Source organism: Paenisporosarcina antarctica (genome assembly GCF_004367585.1).
GTDB classification, from domain to species: Bacteria; Bacillota; Bacilli; order Bacillales_A; family Planococcaceae; genus Paenisporosarcina; species Paenisporosarcina antarctica.
Window position 1 is genome coordinate 1,902,326 of the sequence record NZ_CP038015.1, and the last position, 25,980, is coordinate 1,928,305.

Below are 25,980 nucleotides of genomic sequence, written 5' to 3' on the forward strand. Positions count from 1 at the left end.
CGAGCACCAAGCCTCCTCGTCCGCTTACGCTCCCTGCGGGGTCTCGTCTGTCTAGCTTTTCCCGCCGGAGCCGCCGCCTCCCACTTTAATCACTTGTACACATACTTTCTTTCATCTAAAAAAAGTACCATAAATCGGATACTATATCGGGTACCGGTGCGAAAAAAATTCTTCATGCAATTGCATGAAGAATTCTATAAAAGCTGTAGGTAATGGGTTTCTAAAAGTAATTTTGAATAAATAATCAATCTTGTAAATAGTCATAGTTTAAGTGGTTCCACCCATGACAATAAATTGAGAAATTTTGATAAAGAATTTGAAGTGTATCATTTATTTGATAAATATAACCCGATACAATCATGAATAGTATCTAAATTTACAATGGGTGAGCACCTTTAGATGCTGAGCTGAATATATGCTGTTCGAGACTTATAGGTAATCCAAGACCAGCATAAATTAAGTCTTATATAAGATATGCGTCAAATAATTTTTCATATGATGCAACACTCGCTATCCTCGTTAAAGAAAGTTCAAAACCGAAGTGATAAATAGGTGGAACGGCTAGACGATTTGCCACCTTTTTTTCGAGTCGTTCGCTTCAAGCAAGGATTTTGCATACCTGTGTAAGTCACAAATCGAGGGAGATTGGTGTCTTTCACAGGTACGGGAATGTGTGTGAAACCTTTCATTTAAAGACCGTGGAGTGATTCTTTAAAGTTAGCTAGCATCTTCAGCGATACTTATTATAGAGTGTGGTACCAATCTAGTCACCCAAAATCAATGACCTGTGCACGTGAAGGTTGAAGGCGATTGACGGACGCACACCCGCCGCAATATTGCCTATCAGAAAGAAGAATCGTGATGTGACAAGGTCACAACACGATTCTTTTTGCACTCTAGGTTATGAAGCAGTGGGTTTGCCGTTCATAGCGAGCCGGATAGCATAGTCGATGCTTACTTCGTAACTCTCACTGCGCTCGTTTTCAAGTCTATATTCGAAGTAAACCAATTAAGCAAAGTAAGTACTACGAAAGAAAAAGGCAACGTTTCGTTCAAAATCGGCAAATTTTATAAACGTAGGTTTTCTCCTTAAATCATTGTTTTCTTTTCTCACATCTACCCAATTTTCCAACACATATTAAGTCAACAATTCAGATTTCAAAACTTCTCTAGTTTCAGTATCCACTAATATGCGGAATGTGTGACTTTGATCATCAGTTTGTTTCAATACTAAAAGTTCATAACAAAGTCTTTGTTGCAATTGTTTATTTTCAGTATAAGCAAGTCTTTCCTGTTCTACTTTTGCTTCAGATGTAAAAAATGTATTCCAATCGATAGCTACTATTTTTTGGTCAGGTAATTTTTCTTTTTGAATATATTCCATCGTATTAACACCTAAAATTTCACCATCATCCTTAGCTAATTTTAACTGAACCGCATCTGAATAAACGCGCGCATCGTTAACGGGATCTAATCTGACGAAAACTACATGCCATACAAGATGATTTTCTCTTGTTTCAACAAGCTCTAAATCATCAAAACCAAAAGACTTTACCGCTTCAATTGCTTTCTTTTTCATTTGTTCTTGCGAAATTCGATCTTCCCCAATAGGGCGTTCCACTAACAATGATAATAAATGACCACCTTTTTTGGTGAAATCTGCATAACCGGTTCGAATACCTTCATGAAATTGAATGTGATAGAAAGGATATGGAGCTTCAGATTTACTAGTAGACGTTACTATTTTTGCTTTAGTAAATTTAGGGAACATTTCTTTCATGTTGCTTACAACTTCTTGTTCAGTTTTTGGTTTTTCATCTATTGCTTGTAAGTCTTTTTTCTTTTGATCATCTGACTCACTTGCTGTCAATGGAAAATCAGCTTCCGAATACCCTTTTACCTGTTTTGTCATTCCACTCCATTGTTTTGAGGGCTGTGCAGTTTTTACCTCTTTTTGCCACTTAGAAAAAGATTGTTGTTTTGCTAATAATTCAGTCGTTGCATTTTGCCATTCATATGAAAACTCATCTAAATTTGCTGCTACATTTGTTGTAACTACTAGCCATTTATCATCTGCAACTTTTTCCTGACCCTTTAATTTCGCATACTCTCCTAGTCGCCCAAGATAATTCATCCATTCATTTGAAAATTCTCTCTGGAGAGGCAGTGAAGCGATATCACTTCTTATTTCAGAAGTAAGTCTCCAAATATCTTCCAGTGGTTGTGCTTGAGCAGCTTTGTCCTTAAAGACTGTCGAACTTTGCACGGCTTTTTGCAACTCACTTAGTTTTTCAGATGAATCGCTCAATCGATTTGTGTACTGAGCTCGCAAGTCAAGTGCTAAATCTTTTTCATTTTGTTTTGATGTATATAAAAATACGCCCATTATTATTAAGACAATTGTTAATACGCTTGATAAAATTTTCATGTCATTTCCTCCTCACATACAGAAAATATGTTTCCCTATTTTTTTAATTTGAGGTCTTGTCCAAATCCAATCACTAGTTGCAGTGTCAGGATTAAAATAATAAAGCGCATTTTCTGTAGGGTCCCAACCATTTAACGCATCAAGTACGGCTTCTTTTGCACGCTCGTTTGGTGTTAACCATATTTGACCATCAGCAACTGCTGTAAAGGCTAATGGTTGGAAAATAACTGCACTTATCGTGTTTGGAAACTCAGCATCTTCCAGTCGATTTATTATTACAGCTGCAACAGCAACTTGTCCTTCATACGATTCACCTCGCGCTTCGCCGTAAACCGCATTGGCCATAAGTTGTAAATCCTGATCGGAATATTTAGATGGTAATTGCGTTTGAACTGATTGTTTTGTTCCTCCTTGATTTGTACCTTTTTTCACTTGTTGCTCCAATGGAACATTTCCATAATGCGTGAATTGGTTACCTTGATTCAGTTGTTTTCGCACAAATTCTTTATGATAGGTCGACGAATTGACAAGTTTCGTTTTTGTATTCTGTCCCGCAACTCCATCTATTGGTAAACCGTATTGATCTTGGAAATTACGTAAAGCCCAGTAAGTCCCATATCCAAATTTACCATCTATCTTATTTTTGTATAAACCGATATATTGTAATCGAGATTGTAGTTCAATTACATCTTCGCCATACGCACCTAGTTCAATGACTTGACCAGAAAATGCTTCAGATCGATCAGGAGCGCTAAGTGATAATGTCATCAAACAAATTATGACAAGCCAGATAAACCCTTTATTTTTTCGCATACACACTCTCCTTTTTATTAGGATGGGAAATCATGCGATTTTTATACAAAAAAAAGAAACCAATTTAAAATTGATTTCACAAAATTTCTCTTATAGTATTACTTTTATTAAAATATTGCAGCGTCAATAAATGTGCTTGTTTTACTTTCGTTAAACCTAACCACCATAAGAACAACATAAATGGAATCATAAAATATAATGAAATCTTCTCAATTGCTAAGATCCCATTATATATCATATGTAAGCCTAGTGGTACAAGTAAGGCGACAAACAGGATTGGTTTTGATGAGCGGCTTACTGCAAATTTTGCACGTCCAAGATAATAACCCATTACAACGCCAAAAATGGCATGACTCGAAACAGGCAATAGAGCACGTAAGAATGCCGTATTTAGTCCATATGTAAATAAATATAAAATATTTTCAACCGTTGCAAATCCCAGAGATACACTTGCCCCATATAGAATTCCATCATAAGGGTTATCAAATTCAACATGTTTATAAATAAGCATAACTAAAATGAGCCACTTAAAAAACTCTTCAAGTACACTTGTAAATAGCACATTCCGCAAAAACAATGATTGAATTATATTCTCAAATTCAAACACATGTTGAATAAAGAGGATTGGAAACGTTAAAATAGCACCATATAGAAATGTGTGAAACAATGTTTTAGATGGCTCTGAAGAAATCTGATTACGCAAATAAAAATAACTAAATAATGCAAGTCCTGGAGCGATTGCGACAGATAATAATATAATCATGTTGCGCTCGCCTCCTTTTTGTAGTTTAATTATATCATTTTCAAGCTAGCTATTGGACATTAGGAGGAACATTGAAATGAAAAAAGTTATAGTAATTCATACAGGTGGAACTATTTCGATGCATGTTAACTTTGAGTCAGGAGCGGTCGTACCAGGAGATTCAAATCCCTTAACTTCAGAAATCGATAAATTGATGGAGTATGCTGATATACATGAAATTGAAGCGTTTAATTATCCTTCCCCTCATATGACACCGACGGAAATGTTAACACTGAAAAATATAATCGAACAACAGTTAGCAGAAAAAGAAGTGGCTGGATTTGTGATTACACACGGAACAGATACTTTAGAAGAAACAGCCTACTTCCTTGATTTAACAATAAAAAGCAATGTACCCATTATCTTAACTGGTGCCATGCGTTCTTCAAATGAAATTGGAGCAGATGGTGTTTATAATTTGTTATCTGCGGTTCGTGTAGCAAATTCTCAACATGCAATTGGTAAAGGCGTACTTGTTGTAATGAACGATGAAATACATACAGCACAAAATGTAACGAAAACTTCAACCAGTAATGTCTCTACATTTCAAAGTCCTCAGTATGGACCTATAGGATTGATTACTAAAACGGCCATTCATTTTCATCATTCACCCATTCGTCATGAAACCTATGATGTGAAAGACATTAAAAAGCGAGTGGCATTACTTAAAGTATATGCTGGAATGGATGTAGACTTACTAATGCATGTTGCGAACAATAAATATGATGGGGTAGTATTGGAAGGATTAGGACAAGGTAATGTTCCGCCGGCTATTGTGCCGGGAATTCAGCAGTTAATGAATCAACATATACCAATTGTATTAGTATCCAGATGCTACAACGGCATTGCTCAGCCTGTTTATGGCTATGAAGGCGGAGGGAAAATGTTAGAAGATATGGGTGTTTTATTTGCCCATGGACTTAGTGGTCAAAAAGCACGTTTAAAATTATTAATTGGTCTATCTGATTCTCGCATGACACATACTCCATCAGCAATATTCGAACATTAGAATTGATGTCGGTTTTTTGGATAGATTGAGAAGGAGGAGTGATTGGCGAACAATTCAAAGTGCGTCTGCATTGTCTTTGATTGCGTCAACCATGTCCTCTTTCGTCACCTTAAAATGTTTTCATTATTATAGAAAAGCTGTCCCTATTTCACAGCTTTTCTTTTTGTGTAATTGCATTTGCAATTACCTCTCCATGAAATCGACCATTTTCAATAAAGATTTCATTTGCATTATTGCCCGCCGCTAGAACACCGGCAATATATAAGTTTTCAACATTGGACTCCATTGTAAGTTCATTTAATAAAGGTCTACCTGAGACGTCATCAATTTGAACACCAGTTGTTTTTAAAAAATCATGATCTGGATGATAACCAATCATTGCAAACACAAAATCGTTTTTTAGGGTAGTCACTTCACCATGTTTGTAAATTCTTACTTCCTCTTGCATTATTTCTTCAACCTGTGATTCAAACATCATAGTAATTTCACCACTTCGAACTAATCCTTCAAATTCAGGTAATATCCAAGGTTTTATACTACTTGAATAGCTACTTCCTCTATAAACAACTGTCACTCGTGCACGAGCTTTATGTAATTCTAGAGCCGCATCGATACTAGAGTTTTTTCCGCCTATTACTACTACATCTGTGTCAAAGTATGGATGACCTTCTTTAAAGTAGTGACTGACTTTCGGTAATTCTTCCCCCGGTATCCCTAATAAATTAGGATGATCATAATATCCTGTTGCAATAATAACAATTCTTGCTATATATGTAGTTTTTGAAGTATGAATTTCAAACATATCTTGTTTTTTCTCAACTCGTTCTACCGTTTCAAATCGGTGAAGTTGTAAATTTTTTATTTTTACAACTTCACGATAATAAACAAGTGCTTGATTACGCTTAGGTTTACGTCCTTCGATAATAAAAGGAACTTCCCCGATTGATAGTTTTTCACTTGTACTAAAAAACGTTTGGTGCGTTGGGTAATTGTAAATAGCTTCCACGACGTTACCTTTTTCTATAATAATGGGTGAAAGCCCTATATTTTGTAATGATATTGCCGCTGCTAGCCCACAAGGACCTCCACCTACAATAATTGCATCTACTTTTTCCACCAGTTTACACTTCCTCTATTAAAAAAATCTCCTATCTTAGGATAGGAGAACGAAACGACTTATACAACTAATTAGCATATGTTTTTTCTTCTATCCACTTATCCCATTCGTTCATGTTAGGACCAATTATGTTTTGTTGATAAATTTTCTTTTTTTCAATTGTCATTGAATCAATAGCAAATCCACCAAGCCCTACCACTAAATTAGGAAAATCTATCTCTAAGGATTTTGATAATTCGAGAGTTTGTGAAAGATTACTTAACATTGTGCATGACATAAATAAAAATCGAGGTTTTACAGTTTGGATTACCACTGATATATCATCATCCTTAATACTGCTTCCCAAATAAATGACTTCATAACCTTTACGTCTCATATACAAAGTGAAGATTAATAAACCTAATTCATGCCATTCTCCAGGTCCGCATACAGCAATGACTTTCGGTAAAATCCCATTATGAGGGTAAGCATGCATAACTGCTCCAATTCGAGAACGTAAAATAGATGTGGCAAAATGCTCGTGCGCTGTAGTAATTTTTCCATCTTCCCACAATAAACCTACTTGGACTAGTAATGGAGCTAAAATATCAATTAACACTTTATCCATCGTAAATATGGTAAAAGACTCATCCATAAAATTTTGAGCGGAACGTTCATCAAAACGAAGAAATGCTTGTAATGTATCTTGTTGAAGTTGAGTAACCCTATTATCTTCTTGATGCGATAGCGGATGAGACTCATCTTTATTATCTTGTTCTAATAAGGATACCGCTTGACTAATTGTAAATCCGTCATTTACTTTTTGTGCCAACCATTTTAGTTTTCGCACATGGTTATCTGAATATAACCGATGCCCTACTTCATTTCGAATTGGCGCAATCATTTGATAACGTCTTTCCCAGGCACGAATCGTGCCTGGCAAAATGCCTACCATAGTTGAAACTGCCTTCATGTTATATTTCCCTTTATTATCTATGTTGTTTTGCATGACTAAACCTCCAAGAATTTCACATCTGCTGTGGTATCAGTATAGGAAATTTAGTGAAGATTGTATACGTTTGTGTATGTTTTAATGAACATTTGTAGAACTTTTATGTTTAATCGACAAGATATGACACTCTGCAGGAGCGCCATATCTTAAGGGGATTAAAGATGTTCCGAATCCATTACTTATAAGCGTGGCTTTATCTAGGTCCTTTATTAAGGAACCTTTTTGATAAAATCCCCATTTACCTAATCGGATCTGACCACCATGCGTATGTCCAGCCAACAACACATTTAATTTATACTTTTCTTTTACATTACTGAAGACAAAAGGGGTGTGGGAGACGAAAATTTTCATGTCTTCTTTGGGAACATTATTTAAACTTTTTTCAATATCTGCTAGTCCTGCAGATACATCGTCAATTCCAACAATCCACACTCGTTGTTTTTGATTTATTATGCAAATAGCTTGGTTTTCTAATATTGTTCCACCAACATTTTGAATATATTTACGGATATGTTGTTCTCCAACTTCTCGATCATTGTTGCCCCATACGTAATAGAGAGGTCCAATTTTAGCGAGACGTGTAATATTTTCTTGTATCCGTTTCAAAGGAACTCCTCTTTCAGCTAAGTCTCCACCAATAATTACTGCATCAATTTCGGAATCGATTTGTCTCATTAATCGATTTGGTATTGTTCGACGATGTATATCGGAAATGAAAAAGATACGAAAAGGATTTTGGTCAGAAAAATTAGTTAACTGGATGTCTTGACGACGTATATTTATCTCAAATGCTTTCTTTAACATGAAGAGGGACATGCTTAAAACTACACCTAAAATGGTTGCTAAATAGCGCATTTCTACACCTCTTTACTAAAATTAAAAAGAGGAGGGTTGCCCCATCCCCTTTTCTTTTTATTTTGAATTAATCTTCTTTTATGTGAAGTACCCGAAATCCAGACCGATCAAGTTCCTTTAGGAATTTTTGAACGTTATCACGTTTCTCGATTTTTAAAACGATACGTCGCAGTAACTTGTCTGATTCGTCGAATGTAACCAGTGAAATAACCGATTCATGAAACTTTTGAATAATGTCTCCCACACGAGCAATACGACCTTCTATTTCTATAGACGTAAACGTAATTCGGACACCAGGTTTATCCATTCCAAAAGCACTTCTAAATTGATTCATGGTGTCGTAGCGAGTCACTAAACCTAAAAATTGATTTTCTTCTACTACAGCAATAATCGGGAAGTCATTAAGTTGAATTAAGGAATTTTCAAAAACATCTTCAATTGATAAATAAATATCTGCACGCGTTACTATGTCCATTAAAGAAGCTTTTTTTAAAAAGTCCTCTTTTGTTAATCCGCTATCATAATATGCCTGGTACGCAAGATAGCGATTTAAAATTCCTTTATACAAGCCGTCTTCTAAAACAGGCAGTGCGTCAATTTGATTTTTCTCTAATAACGCTAGTGCGTCTTGTAAAGACTCTGATGATTGGATCGAAAAACACTTTTCTTTAGATATCATTACACTTTTTGCAAACATACTGTCACTCCATTCTATCTTGAATATTACCCTATTGTACAAAAATTCCTTGTATCTTCTTTATAGTACCTCATTCTACAAATTTCACTAGTATTATTTCATTAAATTTAAGGAAGGACCAATGCTTGACCAGTAGAAATCGAATTTGAAGTGAGCCCATTTGCGGATTTAATTTTCTCGACAGCATCAGCTGAATTGTAATAATTCATAGCAATACGATATAGTGTCTCACCAGGTTGCACCACATGCGTTTTTGCAATTTGAGGTGTCTCTTCTTTAGGCTGTTCTACTGCCGGTGTATCTTCTTTAGGTTGTTCTTCGGATAGCTTTTCTTCTTTAGGTTCTGCTACTTTAGAAGTGTCTTCTACTACTGGCTCTTCTTCTTTAGGTTCAGTAGTTTCTTCTTGATTTTGTGTATCTTTGTTTTCAGAAGTCGAATCCGACTCAGTGTCTTCTTTGTTTTGTTCAAATTTAAATTGGCTATTTTCTAAAACAGTTGTTTCATTTGAGTTTGGCTCATAAAAAGCAAAAACATATATTAAAATTGAAACAGGAATTAAAATAAAGAAAAAGAACAAAATTGGTAACATTAAATTTGTTTTTTGTTTTGTTTTCTTCGGAGCCACATTATTCGAACGTCTTGAAGTTCGTGTATTTGGCTTTTCCTCATCATTTATTTGAATTGGTTTTCGATGCTCGTCAATTTTATTTTGATAATCATTTTTATTCATTGATATAAACTCCTATTCTACGTATCGTCTTTATTTATTATGACGAAATTTGTAGAAAAAGTAAAATAAACTTCTATTCAATTCCTTTGAATAATAACGATATTCTTTTTTCCCATGATTGTAACTTCAATTCGCGTACGTGTTCCTTTGAAGAATCTATTAACTCTTCTATATTCAGTCCACATTTTGAACAACAATTTAGTGGCTTTGAATTCAATTTCTGACCAAAGAATTCAACAATTTGTTGTCTGATACAAAGCGAATTCCATAAAATATCTTTCATTTGAAATATTTGTTCCACTTTTTGCTGTTTTAATTGCTGTAAAATCTCAATTGTTTCGTTAATTTTTTTTCGAGCCAGCCAAAAAGTTAATATTCGTACATGTGTTTCTGTTAGCAAGCCTTGTGATATTAGTTGGTTGGGGTTTAATCCTTTTTTTATAGACTCATCAAAAAGTCTAATATGGGATTCATCAGGAAAATCGTTAGTTGTAATGAAAATTGAAAGATCCTCATCATCCTTGGTATAAAATAAAATTGCTAGTGAATCTGAACCGTCTCTTCCTGCTCTCCCAACTTCCTGTGCATAATTGGCAACTGATGATGGAATATGATCATGGATGACTTGACGGATATCATCTTTATGGACACCCATTCCAAATGCATTTGTTGCACATACCCAATCAATCTCATTGTTCAAAAATTGTTGTTGGACGAACATACGATCAATTTGATCCATTCCTGCATGATAAGAGGCAATCCTGAATCCTTTGTCACTTAATTTTTGTGCATACACATCTGCTTTTCTTCTAGATTGAGTGTAAATAATCCCAGGTCCTGAAAAACTTTCAATTTGCTTTAATATTCTCTCGAATTTATTTTCTTGAGAATCTATTTCCACAGCAGCATAGTGAATATTTGGTCTATCTAGTGATTGTATATGAAGGGTAGGTTGTTGCATGGTCAAGTGAGTACTTATGTCTTCTATTACATGTTTTGTGGCTGTAGCAGTTAAAGCTAAAATTGGTGGTCGACTAATGTGACTTAACCACTCACCTAAACGTAAATAATCCGGTCTAAAATCATAGCCCCATTGTGAAATACAGTGAGCTTCATCGGCAACAATTAGTGAAATTGGCATGCTTTGAAGTTTGATTTTCACTTGCTCTTGCATTAACATTTCAGGAGATAAAAAAATGAATTTATACCTTTCTAATTGCTGTAAAAGCGTCTGTTTTTCATTTGGTGTCAAAAAAGAATTAAAAGCAACTACTCGTTTTTCTCCTAATTTTTTTAATTGTTCCACTTGATCTTGCATCAGAGATAGTAATGGGGAAATAATGATTACGCAAGATGGCAGTATATATCCTGGCAGTTGATAGCAAAGTGACTTCCCCATTCCTGTAGGTAAGATTGCCACAACGTCTTCTTTGTTAAGAATACTTTCTATGATTTCTTGTTGTCCTGCTCTAAATGAAGCATAGCCAAATTTCTCAAATAATACTTTATGAAGATTCAATGTCAATTAATTCACCTCTACCGGCTAATAATAGCCTTAACTGAAAGTACGAAAAGTTTGGAAAAACTTCCTTTAATGTTCTTAATTTATTTGTTGATTGATTTTTAACTTCTTGAATTAGCATTAAAATATCCTCGTTTTCAAAAAATAATTGAATCGAAAATAAAGGATCATTCATCGCCATTTCCACGAAATGATCTTCTATTGTACTTTTTTTCAAATGCCGTAGTGAAATGATCTGATCAAAAGAATAGCCTTGTTGATGAAGGTCAGCTGTTCTTTTAGCTGATTCTGTTAATGGTGTCGTCGGCTTAATTCCTTCACTCATCTTAGACAACAGTACCAACATGTTATTTGTTGAAATTTCATCCAGTAAGATATGTAAGCTTTCATTTAATAAGATTTGGAGGTCAACTTGTTCTTCCTTCAATTCTTGAGATAATTGTTGCCATGTAACACCACTAACTCGATACCCAGATAATCGATGACTTAAAATTGTCACATGTATATTTGATAGATTATCAGAATGGAAAACTGTCTTTAACTCTTGATAATAGCTTCTGATAAACTCATCAGATTTGTAGGGAAAACTATGTAAATATTGTCGCACCCAAGAGTGAATCTTTTCATCTTTTTGTACAGGGACGAATGATAAATTTTCTGCATTTACATGTGACAATGTTTGTGTCACAAGTGATAAACGTTGAAGAAAAATTCGTTCATTACCTCTAAATAACCAACCATTTAACTTAAGTGATGGCATTTCGTATAGTTTCTGTTTCCCTACCTCTGTAATTTGAGGAACAGACATTTCATTTACAGTTATCCATCCTATTTGAATCATCTGTTGAATAACTTGATCGTAAGATTGTTTCGTTAGTTTAGGAAACAATGAAAAATATTTTGTAAGATTATAGACCTTAACATCTTGGATTGTTTGACCCGAACGTTTTCCTCTAATCATATGAAAAGGGGCTGCAATTGTCCTCTCTTTGTTAAATCGATCGACCATATGTAGGATTATTTGTTTAAATAGCATAGGACATCCTCCAATTTATGAGTATTTAGGTTGAAAATTGAGGCGAAAATGATTAGAATAGGAATGAAAGCTTTTTCAAGCGAACGGAGATAAGGGAGAGGTTAACATGGCGAAGTATACCATTGTAGATAAAGATACATGTATAGCTTGTGGCGCTTGTGGCGCTGCAGCACCTGATATTTATGATTATGATGATGAAGGCATTGCCTTTGTTATTTTAGATGATAACATGGGAACAACTCAAGTTCCAGATGAACTCGAAGAAGATATGCAAGATGCATTTGAGGGCTGTCCAACAGACTCAATTAAAGTTTCTGATAAATCTTTTGACGGCGATGCATTAAAATACGAATAAAAATGTGGGCTGTCTAAAAGTCATTTAAAATGACTTTTAAACAGCCCTCTTTTTATATTTAAAATGGCTCAGTTAAACAACTCTGTTTATTTCCGTTAGAGGTCTCTAAACCTTCTCGACGCAAGAATACCTTTGGTCCTGTTTCTGTTTCTGCATAGCACATATAAATGACTATTGAATTGTATTTTTATTCAGTAGTTATTTTGTGTCACGCTCACCATAACATCCTACTCCTACATTTCGGGTTATTTTCGCAACTTACTTAATAGCGCTGCAACTATCCAATTTCCCCCTAATTAAAGTGTGAATTTTACCAATAAACTACAAAATAAAGACCTGATTCACATTTTTCGCGAACCAGGTCTTTATTAAACTATGATTCTATTTTAAGAGAATATCGCTCGTTGGTTATCCAACCACGTTTTCATTGTTTTGAATAATAAGATGACCACAGCAGATAGTAATAGACCTTTAATTAAATTAAATGGCAATATACCTAGTAAGATTGTATTGCTTAATGCAGTTCCAGTCATTGCAGGCATGTTTAAGAAATATGTGTACATCGGTAAAAATAATGCGTAATTTAGAACGCTCATTCCGATAGCCATTGCGAAAATTCCTGCAATTAATCCAATCGTTAAGCCTTTTGTAGTTGATATTTTACGATAAACCAAATAAACAGGTAGCATAAATAATATGCTTGTAGCAAAATTAGCCATTTCTCCTACCGGCACGCCTGTTGGGCTTCCACTGAACATCCAGTACAAGACATTTTTAAATAACGCGACTAAAATCCCAGCTACAGGACCCATTGTTATAGCAGCAATTAGTGCAGGCACATCGCTAAAGTCGACTTTCAAAAAGGCTGGTAACGCTGGTAATGGAAAATTAAATAGCATTAAAACAAATGAAATACTACTCAACATCGCAACTGCAATCATAATACGCAATCTGTTGTTCTTCATATGACTCTCTCCCTTTGTCGATTCACTCCACAAGAAGAAAAGTTTGTTCGTTCAAGTCCCATCAAAAAAACCCATAAGCCGTTATCGCTTAGGGGAGTAGAAAGGCGCACTAAAATAGGCGTCTCGTTAAATGACAGAACGAAAAACGACCGCACCTTCACCTTCTCCCATCCAGACTATACTGTCGGCTTTGGAATCACACCAAATCCTACCTTACGGCTCGCGGGCTATGAAGAATTTCTTCAATTACCGCCGATCGGGAATTTCACCCTGCCCCGAAGATGAATCATTATTAAGTTACATTCTATACTATAAGAAAAAAAGATTCATTTGTAAACTACTTGAGCCTACAAATGAATCTTCTTATTACCAACTATATTTATTTAGTCCTACTGGTTGTTCCAGTGGTTGAGTAAAATTAATACCGATCCATTGTTCCTCAATAACATTATCTAATTGAATTTGAACATCAAAGGTAGCTCCAGTTAAAACGAAACTTTCGATCATTTGAGCTGTTTGCTCTTGTGATAAAGAATTTAACTCAAGAGGTTTACTGAACTTAATATGAAAAACCCCTTGAATTTCTTCAACTGTATAAGTAACTGACATTGGAACCACGTTCGCAAAGAAATCATTTGGAGGCGTTTTTAAGGCAACCAGTGCGTCCAATGCATTGTTGTATGGTTCACTTAGACTCGGCACCATATAGACCTGACCTGACGGATCTGTGTAAGGGTAAACCGCCGTTTTGTAGAGGCCATTAGTAAGAACCGTAGGTGTTTTCTGACCTACTTGATCAAATTCAGCTTGACTGCCATCTTCATTTTGATGGTTAATTTGGGTAAAACCTTCAAAAGTGAATTGAAGTGATAAATCATAGGAATAAAGAGCTGCACTTGCAAGGTCATAATCATGTTCTTTAGGTAATCGGTGAACAAGTTGATCTTGGTCAATTTCAAACGTTCCCTTATATGGGTGATAGTCAGTAAAACCAAGGTCTTCTTCATTGATGTCAGCTGCATATTTCTCATATAATTGCAGCGTATTTGGCGTTTCGTTCCCAAAATCTTGTTGAATTTGATCATTTGGAATTAAGAAACTGACGGGAACTACCAGTGCATCTTGAGAAACTAAACCAATTTTAAAAACTGTATGATTTTCTACATCACTTGAATAAGCAGAAGTTAATAATGATTCAACTGGTGCTTCTGCAGATTTAGCCATCTCAGTTTCAGAAGTTTCTTTATCTGACGTACTATTAATAGTAGCGGACCCTTCCGCTGACTCATCAGTAGCTTTTTCTGGTATGGACATTTTGCTTTCTTCACTTGTTACACGATCCATGTCAGCAGAACTTTCGCTCTCTGCACTACTGTCAAATGCATTTTGAAGTTCGCTGTTTGGCTGGTTAAGAAGCGTTGCACCTAATAAGGTCAACGTAATTAAGGCAGCAACTGCCACAGCTGGTGGTAGCCAGATTTTACGTTTCTTTAGCTTACCTTCCGCTAATCGCGAATCTTGTTGTAATCGTTTTAACACTTCGGCTTTCGAACGTGTGTCTTGTTGCTTAGGCACTTGGCTGAGTAACTGGTCAATCTTTTGTTCACTCCATTTATTGTTGCTCATCGTGAACTTGCCTCCTATCCGAATGCCCAGATAAGCGATCTCGAAGTTTATGAATCGCTCGATGTTGAGTGGTCTTTACTTTACCTTCCGTCCATCCGAGCACTTTTGATGTTTCTGCTATGGATAGATCTTGGAAGTACCTCATAATGATGACCATTTTTTGATCGCCTGTACATTCATCTAACGCGTCTAATAATTGTTTCATTTCATCATTCAATTCAGCTAGTTCTTCAGGGAGAGCATCACTTGATTTCAGCTCTTGTTTTTCCCAATCAAAAAAGTCAAGAGCATGTCGCTTACGAACGGACGACTTTCGAAAGTGATCAATTGCTACATTTTTTGCAATTGAAAATAACCAAGTTTTCTCTGTACTTTTACCTTCAAAACGGCTAAATGCTTTTAAAACACGTACATATACTTCATGCATTAAATCTTCGGCAGTCTGTCTATTTTTCACCATATACAATAAGAATTGAAAAACATCTTGATGGTACTGGTCATAAAGCCTGTGAAAAACGGAGTCATTCATATACTCCCCCCCGTTCTATTAATTTGTCGTTTCAGCCAGCAAAAAAGTTACAAGTGTTTGATTGGTAACATAAAGGTAAATATAGTTCCAACATTTTCTTCACTTTTTACAGTAATTTCGCCATCATGTGCTTCTACCATATTCTTAGCAATTGCAAGACCTAAGCCTGTCCCACTCTTACCTCTTGTTCTTGATTTATCAGCTTTATAAAAACGCTCAAATACATAAGGTAAATCTTCCTTAAGAATACCTGACCCTGTATCTTCTACACTAATTTTAACGAATCCATTAAGTTGTTCTACAAGGACTGACACTTTTCCTTCATTAGGAGTATGGCGAATGGCGTTATCAAGTAAATTGGTTAATACTTGTTCAATCCGGTCTTCATCCATATCAGCTGTTAATAGAGGAGAAACGGTAGTTTTAATAGTTAAATCAATAGAAGATTCTTTCGCTACTTGAGTAAATTTCTGAGTAATTCGTTCTATTATTGGAGTAACAGCTACGTTTACTTTATAAAGCCGCATTCGACCTGATTCCATTCGTGCTATATCTAGCAAATCTGTAACTAGTCTACCCATACGTTGAGATTCTTCATAAATAATTTTCATCATTTCATCTCGTTCATCTTCCGTAGCCACCACGTTATCTAGTATTGCTTCACTATAGCCTTGTAGCATAGCAATTGGGGTTCTGAGTTCATGGGAAACATTTGCGATGAAATCAGAACGTAATCGATCCAGACGATGCTGTTCTGTCATATCTCTTAGTACTGCAACCGCTCCACGTATTGAATCTCCGCTATATAAAGGATTTATTGAAATGGCATAATAACTACCTTCCATTTCAAGTTCTTCGTTAATTTCTTCTTCTAAATGAAGAACATGATCAAGCATATGATCCATTTCAATTGGAATTGGTTGACCTTTGTCTGTATCCATACGGAAAAACCACTTTTGTAACAATTTTTCAGCTTGTGGATTGCTGAGTAAAATGGTGTGATCTCTATTAAAAGTAATGACGGCATCAGTCATCGATGTTAAGATGCTTGATAATTGCTCTTTTTCTTGATTAATAACTTCTAAATGATGTTTTAATTGACGCCCCATTTGGTTGAATGCCACAGCCAACTGACCAATTTCATCATTTTGAAGAGACGGTAATTTTGTGTCAAAGTTTCCTTTTGACAATTCAAAAGCAGCTTCACGCATTTTACGTAGTGGAGAAGTAATTCGTGTTGATAGGAAAAAGGCAAAAAAGGTAGTTAGTATAAAGGCAATGAATGCTGATAAAAAAACGATTTTCGTCGTTTCTTTTGTTGTTTTATGAATGACGTCTAAGCTTTGATAAATAAAGACAGCACCATGTACTTGATTTTCTACATTTAATGGAGAAGCTAAAACGATAAATGATTCCATTTGATTTTTATTCTCTAAGGACGGTAATATCATTTCCTTTATTATAGGTTGTGATGACTTAAAGACATTACCTAGTGTTTTATCATTAATAATTTGTTGTTTAATTTTTTCTTCATTTTCACCCTCATGCAATGTCAACGTTGCTTCGCGAGGTTCTTTAGCAATAATTGCATTTGTTTCTGGGCCAAGTATGCCAGAAATTATATAGAGAGATGTATCAACATCTTCGTGATCATCAACAATTCTAGCAATTGTATTTGCTTCCTGACGCAATGAAGCTTCGGCTTGTTGACTATGATAGTTTCCTAAAAACTCAAGCATCAATATAGTAATGATAAACAACACAAACGAAACGAGAAGCAAAATGGTTACCCAAAGCTTCCCGACAACGCTGTTCCATATTCTATTCATTACCAACCTCGAATTTGTATCCTACGCCCCATACTGTAACAATCATTTTTGCAGATTTTTCAGATACACGATTTAATTTCTCGCGTAATCGTTTGACATGCGTATCGACTGTACGTAAATCTCCAAAGAAATCATAATGCCATACTTCTTTTAGTAATTGTTCTCGATCAAATACTTTATCTGGTGTTTTTGCTAGAAAATACAGGAGTTCATATTCTTTAGGTGTTAAATTTACTTCTGTTCCATCTGCAGTCACTCGATGTGCGTCATGATCAATCGTTAAATGTGGGAATACTACTAAGTCTTTTGAAGTTGTTGACGTTGAAATTGACGAAATTGTCACTGAGCGTCGTAAAACCGCTTTCACTCTAAGTACTACTTCACGTGGGCTAAATGGTTTGACGATGTAGTCATCCGCGCCTAATTCAAATCCATCAATTCGGTCCGCTTCCTCTCCTTTAGCAGTTAATAGTAGGATAGGTGTCGTTTTTTGTTCACGCAGTTCAGCAATGACTTCTAAACCATCTTTTTCAGGCATCATCACATCTAGTAATATACAGTGATAATCTTTTTCCAATGCCATTTCTAATGCCACTGCTCCATTTTCTGCCTCATCTACTTCATATCCTTCACGCTCTAAATACATTTTTAATAAACGACGAATACGGTCTTCATCATCTACTACTAAAATTGCAATATGTTCTGACATGTTGGTTACCCCTTCCGTCTTATCTTTACTAATTATTGTACAATTACATGTTCTATAAGGAAAGCGGAGAAGCCCACTCAAACTCGATGCTGGTGATGGATATTAGTATTAGAAAAAACATTTTCTATACTAAAATTATACTTAATTATCATTAAATGAAAGAAAAGCCCTTCCCTAAAAGGAAAAGGCTTGTCTATTATGCGTAAGAATGCAAACCAGCAATTATTAAGTTAACTGCAATTAAGTTAAACATAATAATAATAAATCCGATAACCGCTAGCCACGCAGATTTTTCACCTTGCCAACCTCTAGAAAACCGAAGATGCATGAAAGCTGCATAAAACAACCAAGTAATGAGTGCCCATACTTCTTTTGGATCCCATCCCCAGAACCTAGACCATGCTTCTTGAGCCCAAATCATCGCGAAAATAAGCGCTCCAAGCGTGAACACTGGAAATCCAATAGATACAGCACGATACCCGATTTCATCCATTAATTGAGAATTAGCTTTTTGAGCAAATGGTTGTAAAACTGCTGAAATAGGTTTACGAATGATTAAACGAATTAACCCATATAGCACTGTACCAAACAGCAAAGCCCAAGTCACAGTAGTTAATTTTTTCGCATTAACAATTGGAGGCATTTCTGCAAGCGGCGTCATCGCAGCAGGGGTCAGTGATTCATACTCATTCATACCAAAAATCGGTGGAGCATTATAAGTCATTTCACTCGGTTTTTGTTCCTTATCCACATAAGTAAATGATGCTTCGTAATCCATTAAAGTAAATGTTGTTGTGGAAGCAACGAATCCTAACGTTAAAATTACTGTGAACATTACAGCTTCGAGCCAAAAACTTTTTTTAGATTTTTTTGTGATATCTACATTTTTCAAAAGGTAAATTAAACCAGCGACTGCACTTATTGCTAAAATCGCCTCACCCATTGCCGCGGTTATTACGTGTATCGTTAGCCAATAGCTTTTTAAAGCTGGAATTAATGGATTGATATCACGAGGAAACATACTTGCATACGCAATAATGATAATCGCAATTGGAAGTGCAAATAATCCAAGGATAGGCGTTTTATAGATGAAATAAATTAAGATAAACGCCCCTACAATCATCATGCCAAATGCTGTTGTAAATTCAAATAAGTTACTTACAGGAGCATGTCCTGCAGCAATCCATCGCGTAATGAAGTAAGCCAAGTTAGAAATAAATCCGACAATCGTAATTGTAATCCCAATACGTCCCCATCGTTTATCAGAAATTGACGCTTCTGATTTTATTCCTTTTACTGCACCACCGAAAAAAAATGTTGCGATTAAATAGCAAACAAATGCAAAAAACAATAAATTCCCACTAATCGAGACGAGTTGTGTCATGACGATTTCTCACCATCCTTTTTAAGCTCTTGTGCTTCTATGTCTTGTTGATCAATGTATTGAGGAAGTTGCGCAACTTCAGTTACCTGATCTAACTCTTTTTTAACGCCAAACCAATTTTTGTTTGTATGAGCAGCAACAAATAAGTGCCCATCTTTACTTTCAAGAATCCATATTCGACGGTGATTGAAGTAAGAACCCTGTGCTACTCCAATCATGAATATTAATCCACCAAGAGCTAATATCCATAATGTTTTATCCTTACGAATCGTTAATCCTGAAATATCACGTGTATCTACATTTTGAAATTCAAGTTTATATTCATTGTCACCAAGTGGTTCCACTGTTTGTTTAATCGCAACAAAACTGGTTTCTCCTTCAGGTGTTTCAGGAGTGGTCATTTCCACTAAAAATGCTGGATTGTTTGGAACTGGAGATTTTGTTTGGGGCTCTCCATTCTCAAACCCGGAAAAATCAGGATAGTACCCTCGTAGTTCTACTGTTGTACCATTACCTAAATCGTATTTGGTTTTCGGGTCAACAAGGTCAACAGATAGATCACCCAGAGATTCGCCACTAGATTTATTTACTAAATTAAAGTGCATAGTGCGTAGTTCATCTAAACGAAAATCCATTTGATAAACTGCAAATCCTTCAAACTTCAATGGCTTATTTACTTGTATGGAACCTTTTTTTACTTCTTCTAAATTATCAGTTTCACCTGGTAATGAACCTTCTGGGTTTTTAAATAACACAACATCAGTTTGATAGTTGGATGCAATCGTTCCTACTCGATCAATCGCATCACCAAACACTTCTTTAGTTTGATCTTTGTCATATGTTTCTAAGATAAATTCTTTACTTTCTAGGTAATAACCAGGAGCTTCAGGGATGGCGCGTGTTTCACCCTCTCTGAGCCACATCGTTTCATCAACATAAAATCCAGGTAAGGCACGTAGCATTACAGCAAACAGGAAAATAATTAGTCCTACGTGATTCACATAAGGACCCCATCTAGCAAATCTTCCCTTTTCGGCTAATAATGCACCATCTTCACGCTTGACTTTATAGCGGAGTTCTATTAACTTTTCTTCGCTCTTTGTTAATGTTTCGTCACCCAAAATATTGTCACCATGAGCAAAAAGTCGTTGACGTTTCATAAAGCTTTCATGTCTGGTCGTACGTTGTTTCTTTAATGATTTATACAAAGGAATGACACGGTCTAAACTTGCAACAATGAGCGATATACCAAGCATACCTATTAACGTTTGGAACCACCAAGAGCCATATAAATCTGATAAACCTAACTTATTATAGATAGTTCCGAAAGTGCCGTATACGCGCTCATAATAGGCTGCTATATCTGCAGATCCTGTCGCTGGGACGTACAATACTTGAGGCAATATTGTCCCAATTGCAGCTGCCACTAAAATTAGAATAATTAGAGAAATGCCGATTTTCACACTCGAAAAGAAATTCCAAATTTTATCTATAATTGTTTTATTATAAGTTTGAGATCGACGAGCAGATCCTTCATATCGCATGTCTGCTAATTTTTGATTCTTTGCTTCAATGGTGAGTGCCCGACCACAGTTCCCACATAACACTGTTCCTTCTGGATTTTCATGCCCACAAGCACACATGATGTTGTTCATATGATTGACTCCTTACTTCGGACTGATCTGCTCCATAAAATTAGCAATGTCCTGTTCTGTCATTTCTCCACGTAAGATTTGCTCTATTTTCCCATCAGGGTTGATTAACAATGTTGTCGGAAGAGGGTTAATGTTATAAGCTTCCATTACACTTTTCGTTTTATCAATGACTATTGGGAAATTTAAACTGTACTGATCAGCAAACCGTTGTACCTCGAAGTCAGACTGTGCAATATTAACCGCCAAAATTTGAACACCTTTATCTTTATAAACTTCATATTGGCGATCCATCGCAGGCATTTCTTTCACACAAGGTTTGCACCATGTCCCCCAGAAATTCAAAAAGACACCTTGTCCTTTATAATCTGACAAGCGATGTACTTCTCCATTTAAATCAACCAAAGTAAAGTCTGGTGCATCGTCACCAATGCCAAGTACTTCAACTTTTTCTTTGGTAGCATTAGTGTATATGGTGTATACAATTGCGACTACAAGAACTGATAATATAACTGTTCGTAAAATAAATCTTTTTTGTTTCGTCTGAGCCATAATCTTGTACCTCCTACACGACGAAATAATAATTTTAGTATAACAAAGAAAACCGACTGACTGGACGCCACATTTGAAGGGTTTGTGAACGTTTTACGATCCAGATTATGACCCAATTTTACCTGTATCTGCCATTACGCGTAATAATTTTACTTCATGAGATGTTAATTCGCGTGATTCACCTGCGTTTAAACCGTGAAGTCCTAGGAAAGCAAATCGTTCACGTTTCAACTTTTGCACTGGGAAACCAATCGCATCAAACATGCGTCGTACTTGACGATTTTTTCCTTCATGGATTGTGATTTCAATAATAGCTTTGCCGCCTTGTTTTGGATCAGCAGATAGTAACTTCACACGTGCAGGGGCTGTTTTACCATCTTCTAAATCAACACCGCGCTCAAGTATACGCAGTTGTTCTTTACCCGGTATTCCTTTAACTCGTGCTACATATGTTTTATCAATTTTGAATTTAGGATGCGTTAACGTAAATGATAAATCCCCATCGTTCGTCATGATCAAAAGGCCAGATGTTTCATAATCTAAACGTCCAACAGGAAATAATCGTTCTTGAATATGTGGAAATAAATCCGCAACCGTTTTACGTCCTTTATCATCAGTTACTGCCGAAATAATACCCCTTGGTTTATATAATAAATGATAAACTTTTTGTTCTTTCTCTAGCTTTACTCCATCTACTTCAACTGTATCTGTAGACGATACTTTCGTTCCTAGTTCTTTGACAACTTTTCCATTTACTTTTACTTTACCATCTAAAATTAGCTGCTCTGATTTTCTTCGTGACGCAACCCCAGCATGTGCTAACATTTTCTGTAATCTTTCCATACTTTTCACCTCTTAGATTTATTCCTATACTCTGTGAAAATTATGTCACACTTTCACTCAAAACAAAAGAAGACCGCTTAGTCTATAAGCAGTCTTCTTCATTCATTCCGCTCAATATGTACATTTTGTGTGAGTATGGTTTTTCCGTTTAATTGTACTTCCCATCTTGCATTTTTTTGTAAAGCTTTTGTTCGGTTTAAAAATACTAGATGAGATACTTGTTCATTCTTCTTTTTTAAAATATATGCTGGTTGATTTGTTTTAATAATCAACCCTCCAGGTAAATCATAAGAACCTTTTTGAATGACTTGCACTCTATCATATTGTGTAAAGACATTCTGTGCAAGTTGCTTATGCATTTGCCAATCGTTTGATTGATTTAATGTGACCACAATGACTTCTTTTTCTCCATCTTTAAAATAGGTTGCTAGCGTTCTACCTGCCGCTTTCGTATATCCTGTTTTCCCGGCAATTGCAGTAGATTCTAAGCGAACAAGTTTATGTTTATTTTCCCAATAAATCCCATTTTGTTTATAGTTAGTAGTGGATAATATCGTTTTCAACTCTTTGTTTTCCATCGCAATCTTTAACATAAGAGCTGTATCATACGCTGAAGAAAACTGTTCTTCATGGTGAAGTCCAGAAGGATTTTGAAACTTGGTATCTTTCATTCCCATTAGAATTGCTTTTTCATTCATTAATTTCACGAATCCGTCTACTGATCCGCCAACATGTTCCGCTAGAGCTACAGAGGCATCGTTACCAGACCTTAACATTAATCCGTATAACAGCACATCTACAGGTGTATCCACACCCGCTTTCAAGTATATTGACGACCCCTCTTGCGAGGATGCTTTAGTAGAAATTTCTGCATCTTCTTTTATATTGACTTCGTCTGTCACAATAACTGCTGTCCACATCTTCGTTAAACTGGCAATTGGTAATCGTTGGTGTTCTCCACTTCCAGCAAGTAAGCGTCCTGTCTTCGCATCAATCACAGCATATGAGGACCCTCCTTGGGCTTGCGTAAACTGAGGGTAAATTGCACCTAATAAGATTAACACTACCAATAAAATTACTTGTTTTCGCAAATAGTAGCACCTTTCAATTGTTATTCTTTTTGTTCTCCAAAAGCTTCTTGAAACTTCGTCATAAACAAATCTGTTTGGTTATCTTCTTCGGTAACTTGCGACTCAGGTAATGGTGGTAATTCATTTATATCATTTAGACCAAAAACATTCAAAAACTCTTTCGTTGTCCCGTAAAGAATAGCTCTGCCTGTTCCTTCTGCTCTACCCACTTCTTGAATTAAACCCTTTAAACTTAATGTATATAAAGGTCTTTCACTTTTAACTCCTCGCAAATCTTCAATTTCAATACGTGTAATCGGCTGTTTGTAGGCGACTATTGCTAATACTTCTAAAGAGGCTTGGGAAAGTGGTTGACTAGTTGGATTTTCAATTAAGCGTTGTATCGTACTAGAATTTTGTTTTTTTGAAATTAGTTGATATGTACCCGCTAATTCTTTTAATTCAATTCCTCGATATTCAGATTTCACATAGTCTTCTTGTAATTTTGTTAATGCTTCTTTTACGTCTATAGATGTAGCGTCTGTTAAACTCTCAATTTGTTTACTTGATAGCCCCTCGTCTCCCGTGACAAAGAGTAGACTCTCTATTTTACTCATCAATAGGCTCAAATGATTCTTCCTCCCATCGATCATGTAATAGTTTAATATTTAAATCATCAAAATTTTGATGTTGTTCAACTCGCACCATTTGTCTTTTCATAAGCTCAAGTATAGTTAAAAATGTTACAACCAACGTGGTTTTGTCTTCTGAAGGAAACAACTCAGAAAACGAACAGCTGCCTCCTTGGGACTTCAATGTATCAAAAACACTTTTCATTTGGTCCTTTATGGAGAGTTCATGTCTAGTAATTTTGGTAGCTAAAGGTGCTCTTAATATTTTTCTTCGCATCATTTTTTGAAAAGCACCTAACATATCAAATACATTTAATGGTTCGTCAAATGCAGCCAGTTGTTTTGTTGTCTGATAGTCCGTTAAATCACTAGGTGCTCTTGTAAACACTTGAGCACGGTGTTCCTCTAATTGTTGTAACTTTTCTGCTGCTTCTTTATACTTTCTGTATTCGATGAGTCTATTCACTAATTCTTCACGTGGGTCATTCATATCAAGAACTAATTCATCATCATCAATATCCCCTTCGTGAATTGGAAGAAGCAATTTACTCTTTATAACAAGTAACGAAGCCGCCATGACTAAAAATTCACTTGCTTTATTTAACTCAAGCACTTGCATGGCTCGAATATGTTCCATGTACTGTAAGGTTAAGTCAGCCATTGGAATATCATAAATATCAATTTCCAAACGATTGATTAAGTGCAATAATAAGTCGAGAGGACCCTCAAAAGCGTCCAATTTCACTTCATAAGACATGTTTTAGGTCACCCATTCATTTAGATTCAAATTTTAGTATAGAGGAAGTGTGAGAAGAATGCATCCGTTGTTTCACCCACTTTTTACGCAGTTTATCACGTATTTTAATGCGCATGAAGATTATTTTGAATGTCACGAAGTATTAGAAGAATATTGGAAAGAAATTGCACCTAGTGATAAAACGCATCCACTTACTGCATTGATATTGCTAGCAACAGGTATGTATCACTGGCGAAGAGATAATTTCATCGGTGCCCAAAAATCACTTAAGAAGGCCCTTGAACGTATTCAAGCGAATGCTTCAAATGCTTTTTATGATGGCATTCATCTTACACAAGTGGTGGATGATCTTCATGAGTCGATTGAATTAGTACAGCAAAAAAAATCATTTCGGGCATTTAAAATCCTGATTATTTCTCCTGAATTAATTGAAGCTGTCGACAAACAACCATCATTAGTTCCCCTGGTGGGTGATAATCTCATACACAAGCATATGCTTCGAGATCGATCTGAAGTACTTAAAGCCCGTGAAGAAAAAAGAAGGAACAGACATTAAGCGTCTGTTCCTTCTTTCTTTGTTAGGCACTTATCTAAAAATGGTTTTGTTGATTGTGCTGCAACTATTTCTGTACAAGGGAGAAAATGTTGCACTTTTGACACCATTTGTTTCCCGATACCATCACCACGATGCGAAGGATTAACAGTAATATGTTGCACTAAACATACTTCATTAGAAGTCTCGACACCTATTAAGCCAACGAAGTCCTCTTCTTTTTTCCACAAAAACAAATGCCAGTTTGAATTGATTTCATAAGTAAGAATAGTTTCTCGTAGTTTTTTAATATCTTTTTCTTGAGGCATAAAAGACAATAAACCCATGGCAATTTTTTCACTATTTTTTTTATAACGTACTAACATAATTAAATCCCTCATTTTTGATTCCGTTTCAACACCATTGACTATGCTACATCATTTGTTAAAAAAATTCAACTAGAAATCCATTTTTTAACATTTTATAGGTCTGGTGCTAAAAACACCCAATACAGTGCTCCCCATACAATGCCCATGACTAGTAT

Annotated in this window: 26 protein-coding genes and 1 riboswitch; of the genes, 3 read left to right on the forward strand and 23 right to left on the reverse strand. The window is 35.7% G+C overall.

All coding sequences use genetic code 11. The features are described from left to right. Positions 1-1,138: 1,138 nt before the first annotated feature. The 3 genes from E2636_RS09505 to prsW all read right to left on the reverse strand — a co-directional run bounded on the left by E2636_RS09505 (position 1,139) and on the right by prsW (position 4,004). Positions 1,139-2,428, reverse strand: a complete 1,290-nt coding sequence (locus tag E2636_RS09505) for a PepSY1/2 domain-containing protein (RefSeq protein WP_134209986.1) — start codon at positions 2,426-2,428, stop codon at positions 1,139-1,141. A 12-nt stretch (positions 2,429-2,440) separates the two neighbouring features. Further along, a complete protein-coding gene (sleB, locus tag E2636_RS09510) occupies positions 2,441-3,241 on the reverse strand; it encodes a spore cortex-lytic enzyme (protein ID WP_134209987.1) in 801 nt (266 codons plus the stop codon). 76 nt (positions 3,242-3,317) lie between these two features. Next, on the reverse strand, positions 3,318-4,004 hold the full coding sequence (gene prsW / locus E2636_RS09515) for a glutamic-type intramembrane protease PrsW (protein WP_134209988.1): 687 nt from the start codon (positions 4,002-4,004) through the stop codon (positions 3,318-3,320). Positions 4,005-4,080: 76 nt separating this feature from the next. Between prsW and E2636_RS09520 the strand changes: the two genes are divergently transcribed. Next, positions 4,081-5,052, forward strand: a complete 972-nt coding sequence (locus E2636_RS09520; protein ID WP_134209989.1) for an asparaginase — start codon at positions 4,081-4,083, stop codon at positions 5,050-5,052. Positions 5,053-5,200: 148 nt separating this feature from the next. Here E2636_RS09520 and E2636_RS09525 read toward each other — a convergent pair whose 3' ends face one another. The 7 genes from E2636_RS09525 to E2636_RS09555 form a co-directional block, all read right to left on the reverse strand. Then, positions 5,201-6,169, reverse strand: a complete 969-nt coding sequence (locus E2636_RS09525) for a YpdA family putative bacillithiol disulfide reductase (RefSeq protein WP_134209990.1) — start codon at positions 6,167-6,169, stop codon at positions 5,201-5,203. Positions 6,170-6,236: 67 nt separating this feature from the next. Continuing rightward, positions 6,237-7,157 carry a MerR family transcriptional regulator gene (locus E2636_RS09530; RefSeq protein ID WP_134209991.1) on the reverse strand — a complete coding sequence of 307 codons (921 nt, stop codon included), beginning with the start codon at positions 7,155-7,157 and terminating at the stop codon, positions 6,237-6,239. Positions 7,158-7,238: 81 nt separating this feature from the next. After that, a complete protein-coding gene (locus tag E2636_RS09535; RefSeq protein WP_134209992.1) occupies positions 7,239-8,015 on the reverse strand; it encodes a metallophosphoesterase in 777 nt (258 codons plus the stop codon). A 67-nt stretch (positions 8,016-8,082) separates the two neighbouring features. Continuing rightward, a complete protein-coding gene (locus E2636_RS09540) occupies positions 8,083-8,712 on the reverse strand; it encodes a CBS domain-containing protein (protein ID WP_134209993.1) in 630 nt (209 codons plus the stop codon). Positions 8,713-8,819: 107 nt separating this feature from the next. Beyond that, positions 8,820-9,443: a LysM peptidoglycan-binding domain-containing protein gene (locus tag E2636_RS09545; protein WP_134209994.1), complete on the reverse strand. Its 624-nt coding sequence runs from the start codon at positions 9,441-9,443 to the stop codon at positions 8,820-8,822. Between the two features lie 73 nt (positions 9,444-9,516). Further along, complete coding sequence (locus E2636_RS09550) at positions 9,517-10,968, reverse strand: RecQ family ATP-dependent DNA helicase (protein ID WP_134209995.1); 1,452 nt, start codon at positions 10,966-10,968, stop codon at positions 9,517-9,519. After that, a complete protein-coding gene (locus E2636_RS09555; RefSeq protein WP_134209996.1) occupies positions 10,949-12,001 on the reverse strand; it encodes a YpbB family protein in 1,053 nt (350 codons plus the stop codon). The genes E2636_RS09550 and E2636_RS09555 overlap by 20 nt, the downstream gene beginning before the upstream one ends. A gap of 106 nt (positions 12,002-12,107) precedes the next feature. Between E2636_RS09555 and E2636_RS09560 the strand changes: the two genes are divergently transcribed. Continuing rightward, positions 12,108-12,356, forward strand: coding sequence for a ferredoxin (locus tag E2636_RS09560; protein WP_017380382.1), 249 nt, complete (start codon positions 12,108-12,110; stop codon positions 12,354-12,356). Between the two features lie 386 nt (positions 12,357-12,742). On the opposite strand, the gene E2636_RS09565 is transcribed toward E2636_RS09560, so the two are convergent. From E2636_RS09565 to E2636_RS09620, 12 genes are all read right to left on the reverse strand, one after another. Beyond that, positions 12,743-13,321 carry an ECF transporter S component gene (locus E2636_RS09565; RefSeq protein ID WP_134209997.1) on the reverse strand — a complete coding sequence of 193 codons (579 nt, stop codon included), beginning with the start codon at positions 13,319-13,321 and terminating at the stop codon, positions 12,743-12,745. 155 nt (positions 13,322-13,476) lie between these two features. Further along, positions 13,477-13,608: riboswitch (FMN riboswitch) on the reverse strand. A gap of 79 nt (positions 13,609-13,687) precedes the next feature. Then, the gene (locus E2636_RS09570) at positions 13,688-14,947 is read right to left on the reverse strand and encodes a hypothetical protein (RefSeq protein WP_134209998.1); all 1,260 of its coding nucleotides are present in this window, start codon (positions 14,945-14,947) and stop codon (positions 13,688-13,690) included. Further along, entirely contained in the window at positions 14,934-15,476 is a 543-nt protein-coding gene (sigX, locus tag E2636_RS09575; protein ID WP_134209999.1) for an RNA polymerase sigma factor SigX, read from the reverse strand. Before sigX ends, E2636_RS09570 begins: the two co-directional genes overlap by 14 nt. Positions 15,477-15,523: 47 nt before the next feature. Further along, positions 15,524-17,305 (reverse strand): ATP-binding protein, encoded by a 1,782-nt coding sequence (locus E2636_RS09580; protein ID WP_134210000.1) that lies wholly within the window; start codon positions 17,303-17,305, stop codon positions 15,524-15,526. Continuing rightward, entirely contained in the window at positions 17,298-18,014 is a 717-nt protein-coding gene (locus E2636_RS09585) for a response regulator transcription factor (protein WP_134210001.1), read from the reverse strand. Before E2636_RS09585 ends, E2636_RS09580 begins: the two co-directional genes overlap by 8 nt. 196 nt (positions 18,015-18,210) lie before the next feature. Next, positions 18,211-19,398, reverse strand: coding sequence for a c-type cytochrome biogenesis protein CcsB (gene ccsB, locus E2636_RS09590; protein WP_134210002.1), 1,188 nt, complete (start codon positions 19,396-19,398; stop codon positions 18,211-18,213). Next, the gene (gene resB, locus E2636_RS09595) at positions 19,395-21,053 is read right to left on the reverse strand and encodes a cytochrome c biogenesis protein ResB (protein ID WP_134210003.1); all 1,659 of its coding nucleotides are present in this window, start codon (positions 21,051-21,053) and stop codon (positions 19,395-19,397) included. The genes ccsB and resB overlap by 4 nt, the downstream gene beginning before the upstream one ends. Positions 21,054-21,065: 12 nt before the next feature. Beyond that, a complete protein-coding gene (gene resA, locus E2636_RS09600) occupies positions 21,066-21,602 on the reverse strand; it encodes a thiol-disulfide oxidoreductase ResA (protein ID WP_134210004.1) in 537 nt (178 codons plus the stop codon). 105 nt (positions 21,603-21,707) lie between these two features. After that, positions 21,708-22,445, reverse strand: coding sequence for a pseudouridine synthase (locus E2636_RS09605; protein WP_134210005.1), 738 nt, complete (start codon positions 22,443-22,445; stop codon positions 21,708-21,710). Between the two features lie 98 nt (positions 22,446-22,543). Beyond that, positions 22,544-23,536, reverse strand: coding sequence for a D-alanyl-D-alanine carboxypeptidase family protein (locus tag E2636_RS09610; protein WP_134210006.1), 993 nt, complete (start codon positions 23,534-23,536; stop codon positions 22,544-22,546). Between the two features lie 20 nt (positions 23,537-23,556). After that, positions 23,557-24,132: an SMC-Scp complex subunit ScpB gene (gene scpB, locus E2636_RS09615; protein ID WP_134211780.1), complete on the reverse strand. Its 576-nt coding sequence runs from the start codon at positions 24,130-24,132 to the stop codon at positions 23,557-23,559. After that, on the reverse strand, positions 24,125-24,904 hold the full coding sequence (locus tag E2636_RS09620; protein ID WP_134210007.1) for a segregation/condensation protein A: 780 nt from the start codon (positions 24,902-24,904) through the stop codon (positions 24,125-24,127). Before E2636_RS09620 ends, scpB begins: the two co-directional genes overlap by 8 nt. Before the next feature lie 58 nt (positions 24,905-24,962). Here E2636_RS09620 and E2636_RS09625 point away from each other — a divergent pair, with 58 nt between their 5' ends. Continuing rightward, positions 24,963-25,460, forward strand: a complete 498-nt coding sequence (locus E2636_RS09625) for a DUF309 domain-containing protein (protein ID WP_134210008.1) — start codon at positions 24,963-24,965, stop codon at positions 25,458-25,460. On the opposite strand, the gene E2636_RS09630 is transcribed toward E2636_RS09625, so the two are convergent. Then, entirely contained in the window at positions 25,457-25,822 is a 366-nt protein-coding gene (locus tag E2636_RS09630; protein WP_134210009.1) for a GNAT family N-acetyltransferase, read from the reverse strand. The genes E2636_RS09625 and E2636_RS09630 overlap by 4 nt on opposite strands. Positions 25,823-25,980 lie beyond the last annotated feature (158 nt).

Excerpts from the sequence above, each read along its gene's own strand:
- E2636_RS09520 (WP_134209989.1), top strand. The coding sequence starts at position 4,081 with ATGAAAAAAGTTATAGTAATTCATACAGGTGGAACTATTTCGATGCAT.
- E2636_RS09505 (WP_134209986.1), bottom strand. The coding sequence starts at position 2,428 with ATGAAAATTTTATCAAGCGTATTAACAATTGTCTTAATAATAATGGGC.
- E2636_RS09560 (WP_017380382.1), top strand. The coding sequence starts at position 12,108 with ATGGCGAAGTATACCATTGTAGATAAAGATACATGTATAGCTTGTGGC.
- resA (WP_134210004.1), bottom strand. The coding sequence starts at position 21,602 with ATGGCTCAGACGAAACAAAAAAGATTTATTTTACGAACAGTTATATTA.
- sleB (WP_134209987.1), bottom strand. The coding sequence starts at position 3,241 with ATGCGAAAAAATAAAGGGTTTATCTGGCTTGTCATAATTTGTTTGATG.
- scpB (WP_134211780.1), bottom strand. The coding sequence starts at position 24,132 with ATGAGTAAAATAGAGAGTCTACTCTTTGTCACGGGAGACGAGGGGCTA.
- E2636_RS09545 (WP_134209994.1), bottom strand. The coding sequence starts at position 9,443 with ATGAATAAAAATGATTATCAAAATAAAATTGACGAGCATCGAAAACCA.
- prsW (WP_134209988.1), bottom strand. The coding sequence starts at position 4,004 with ATGATTATATTATTATCTGTCGCAATCGCTCCAGGACTTGCATTATTT.
- E2636_RS09540 (WP_134209993.1), bottom strand. The coding sequence starts at position 8,712 with ATGTTTGCAAAAAGTGTAATGATATCTAAAGAAAAGTGTTTTTCGATC.
- E2636_RS09555 (WP_134209996.1), bottom strand. The coding sequence starts at position 12,001 with ATGCTATTTAAACAAATAATCCTACATATGGTCGATCGATTTAACAAA.
- E2636_RS09535 (WP_134209992.1), bottom strand. The coding sequence starts at position 8,015 with ATGCGCTATTTAGCAACCATTTTAGGTGTAGTTTTAAGCATGTCCCTC.
- ccsB (WP_134210002.1), bottom strand. The coding sequence starts at position 19,398 with ATGACACAACTCGTCTCGATTAGTGGGAATTTATTGTTTTTTGCATTT.
- resB (WP_134210003.1), bottom strand. The coding sequence starts at position 21,053 with ATGAACAACATCATGTGTGCTTGTGGGCATGAAAATCCAGAAGGAACA.
- E2636_RS09565 (WP_134209997.1), bottom strand. The coding sequence starts at position 13,321 with ATGAAGAACAACAGATTGCGTATTATGATTGCAGTTGCGATGTTGAGT.
- sigX (WP_134209999.1), bottom strand. The coding sequence starts at position 15,476 with ATGAATGACTCCGTTTTTCACAGGCTTTATGACCAGTACCATCAAGAT.
- E2636_RS09625 (WP_134210008.1), top strand. The coding sequence starts at position 24,963 with ATGCATCCGTTGTTTCACCCACTTTTTACGCAGTTTATCACGTATTTT.
- E2636_RS09605 (WP_134210005.1), bottom strand. The coding sequence starts at position 22,445 with ATGGAAAGATTACAGAAAATGTTAGCACATGCTGGGGTTGCGTCACGA.
- E2636_RS09530 (WP_134209991.1), bottom strand. The coding sequence starts at position 7,157 with ATGCAAAACAACATAGATAATAAAGGGAAATATAACATGAAGGCAGTT.
- E2636_RS09580 (WP_134210000.1), bottom strand. The coding sequence starts at position 17,305 with ATGAATAGAATATGGAACAGCGTTGTCGGGAAGCTTTGGGTAACCATT.
- E2636_RS09570 (WP_134209998.1), bottom strand. The coding sequence starts at position 14,947 with ATGAGCAACAATAAATGGAGTGAACAAAAGATTGACCAGTTACTCAGC.
- E2636_RS09630 (WP_134210009.1), bottom strand. The coding sequence starts at position 25,822 with ATGTTAGTACGTTATAAAAAAAATAGTGAAAAAATTGCCATGGGTTTA.
- E2636_RS09620 (WP_134210007.1), bottom strand. The coding sequence starts at position 24,904 with ATGTCTTATGAAGTGAAATTGGACGCTTTTGAGGGTCCTCTCGACTTA.
- E2636_RS09585 (WP_134210001.1), bottom strand. The coding sequence starts at position 18,014 with ATGTCAGAACATATTGCAATTTTAGTAGTAGATGATGAAGACCGTATT.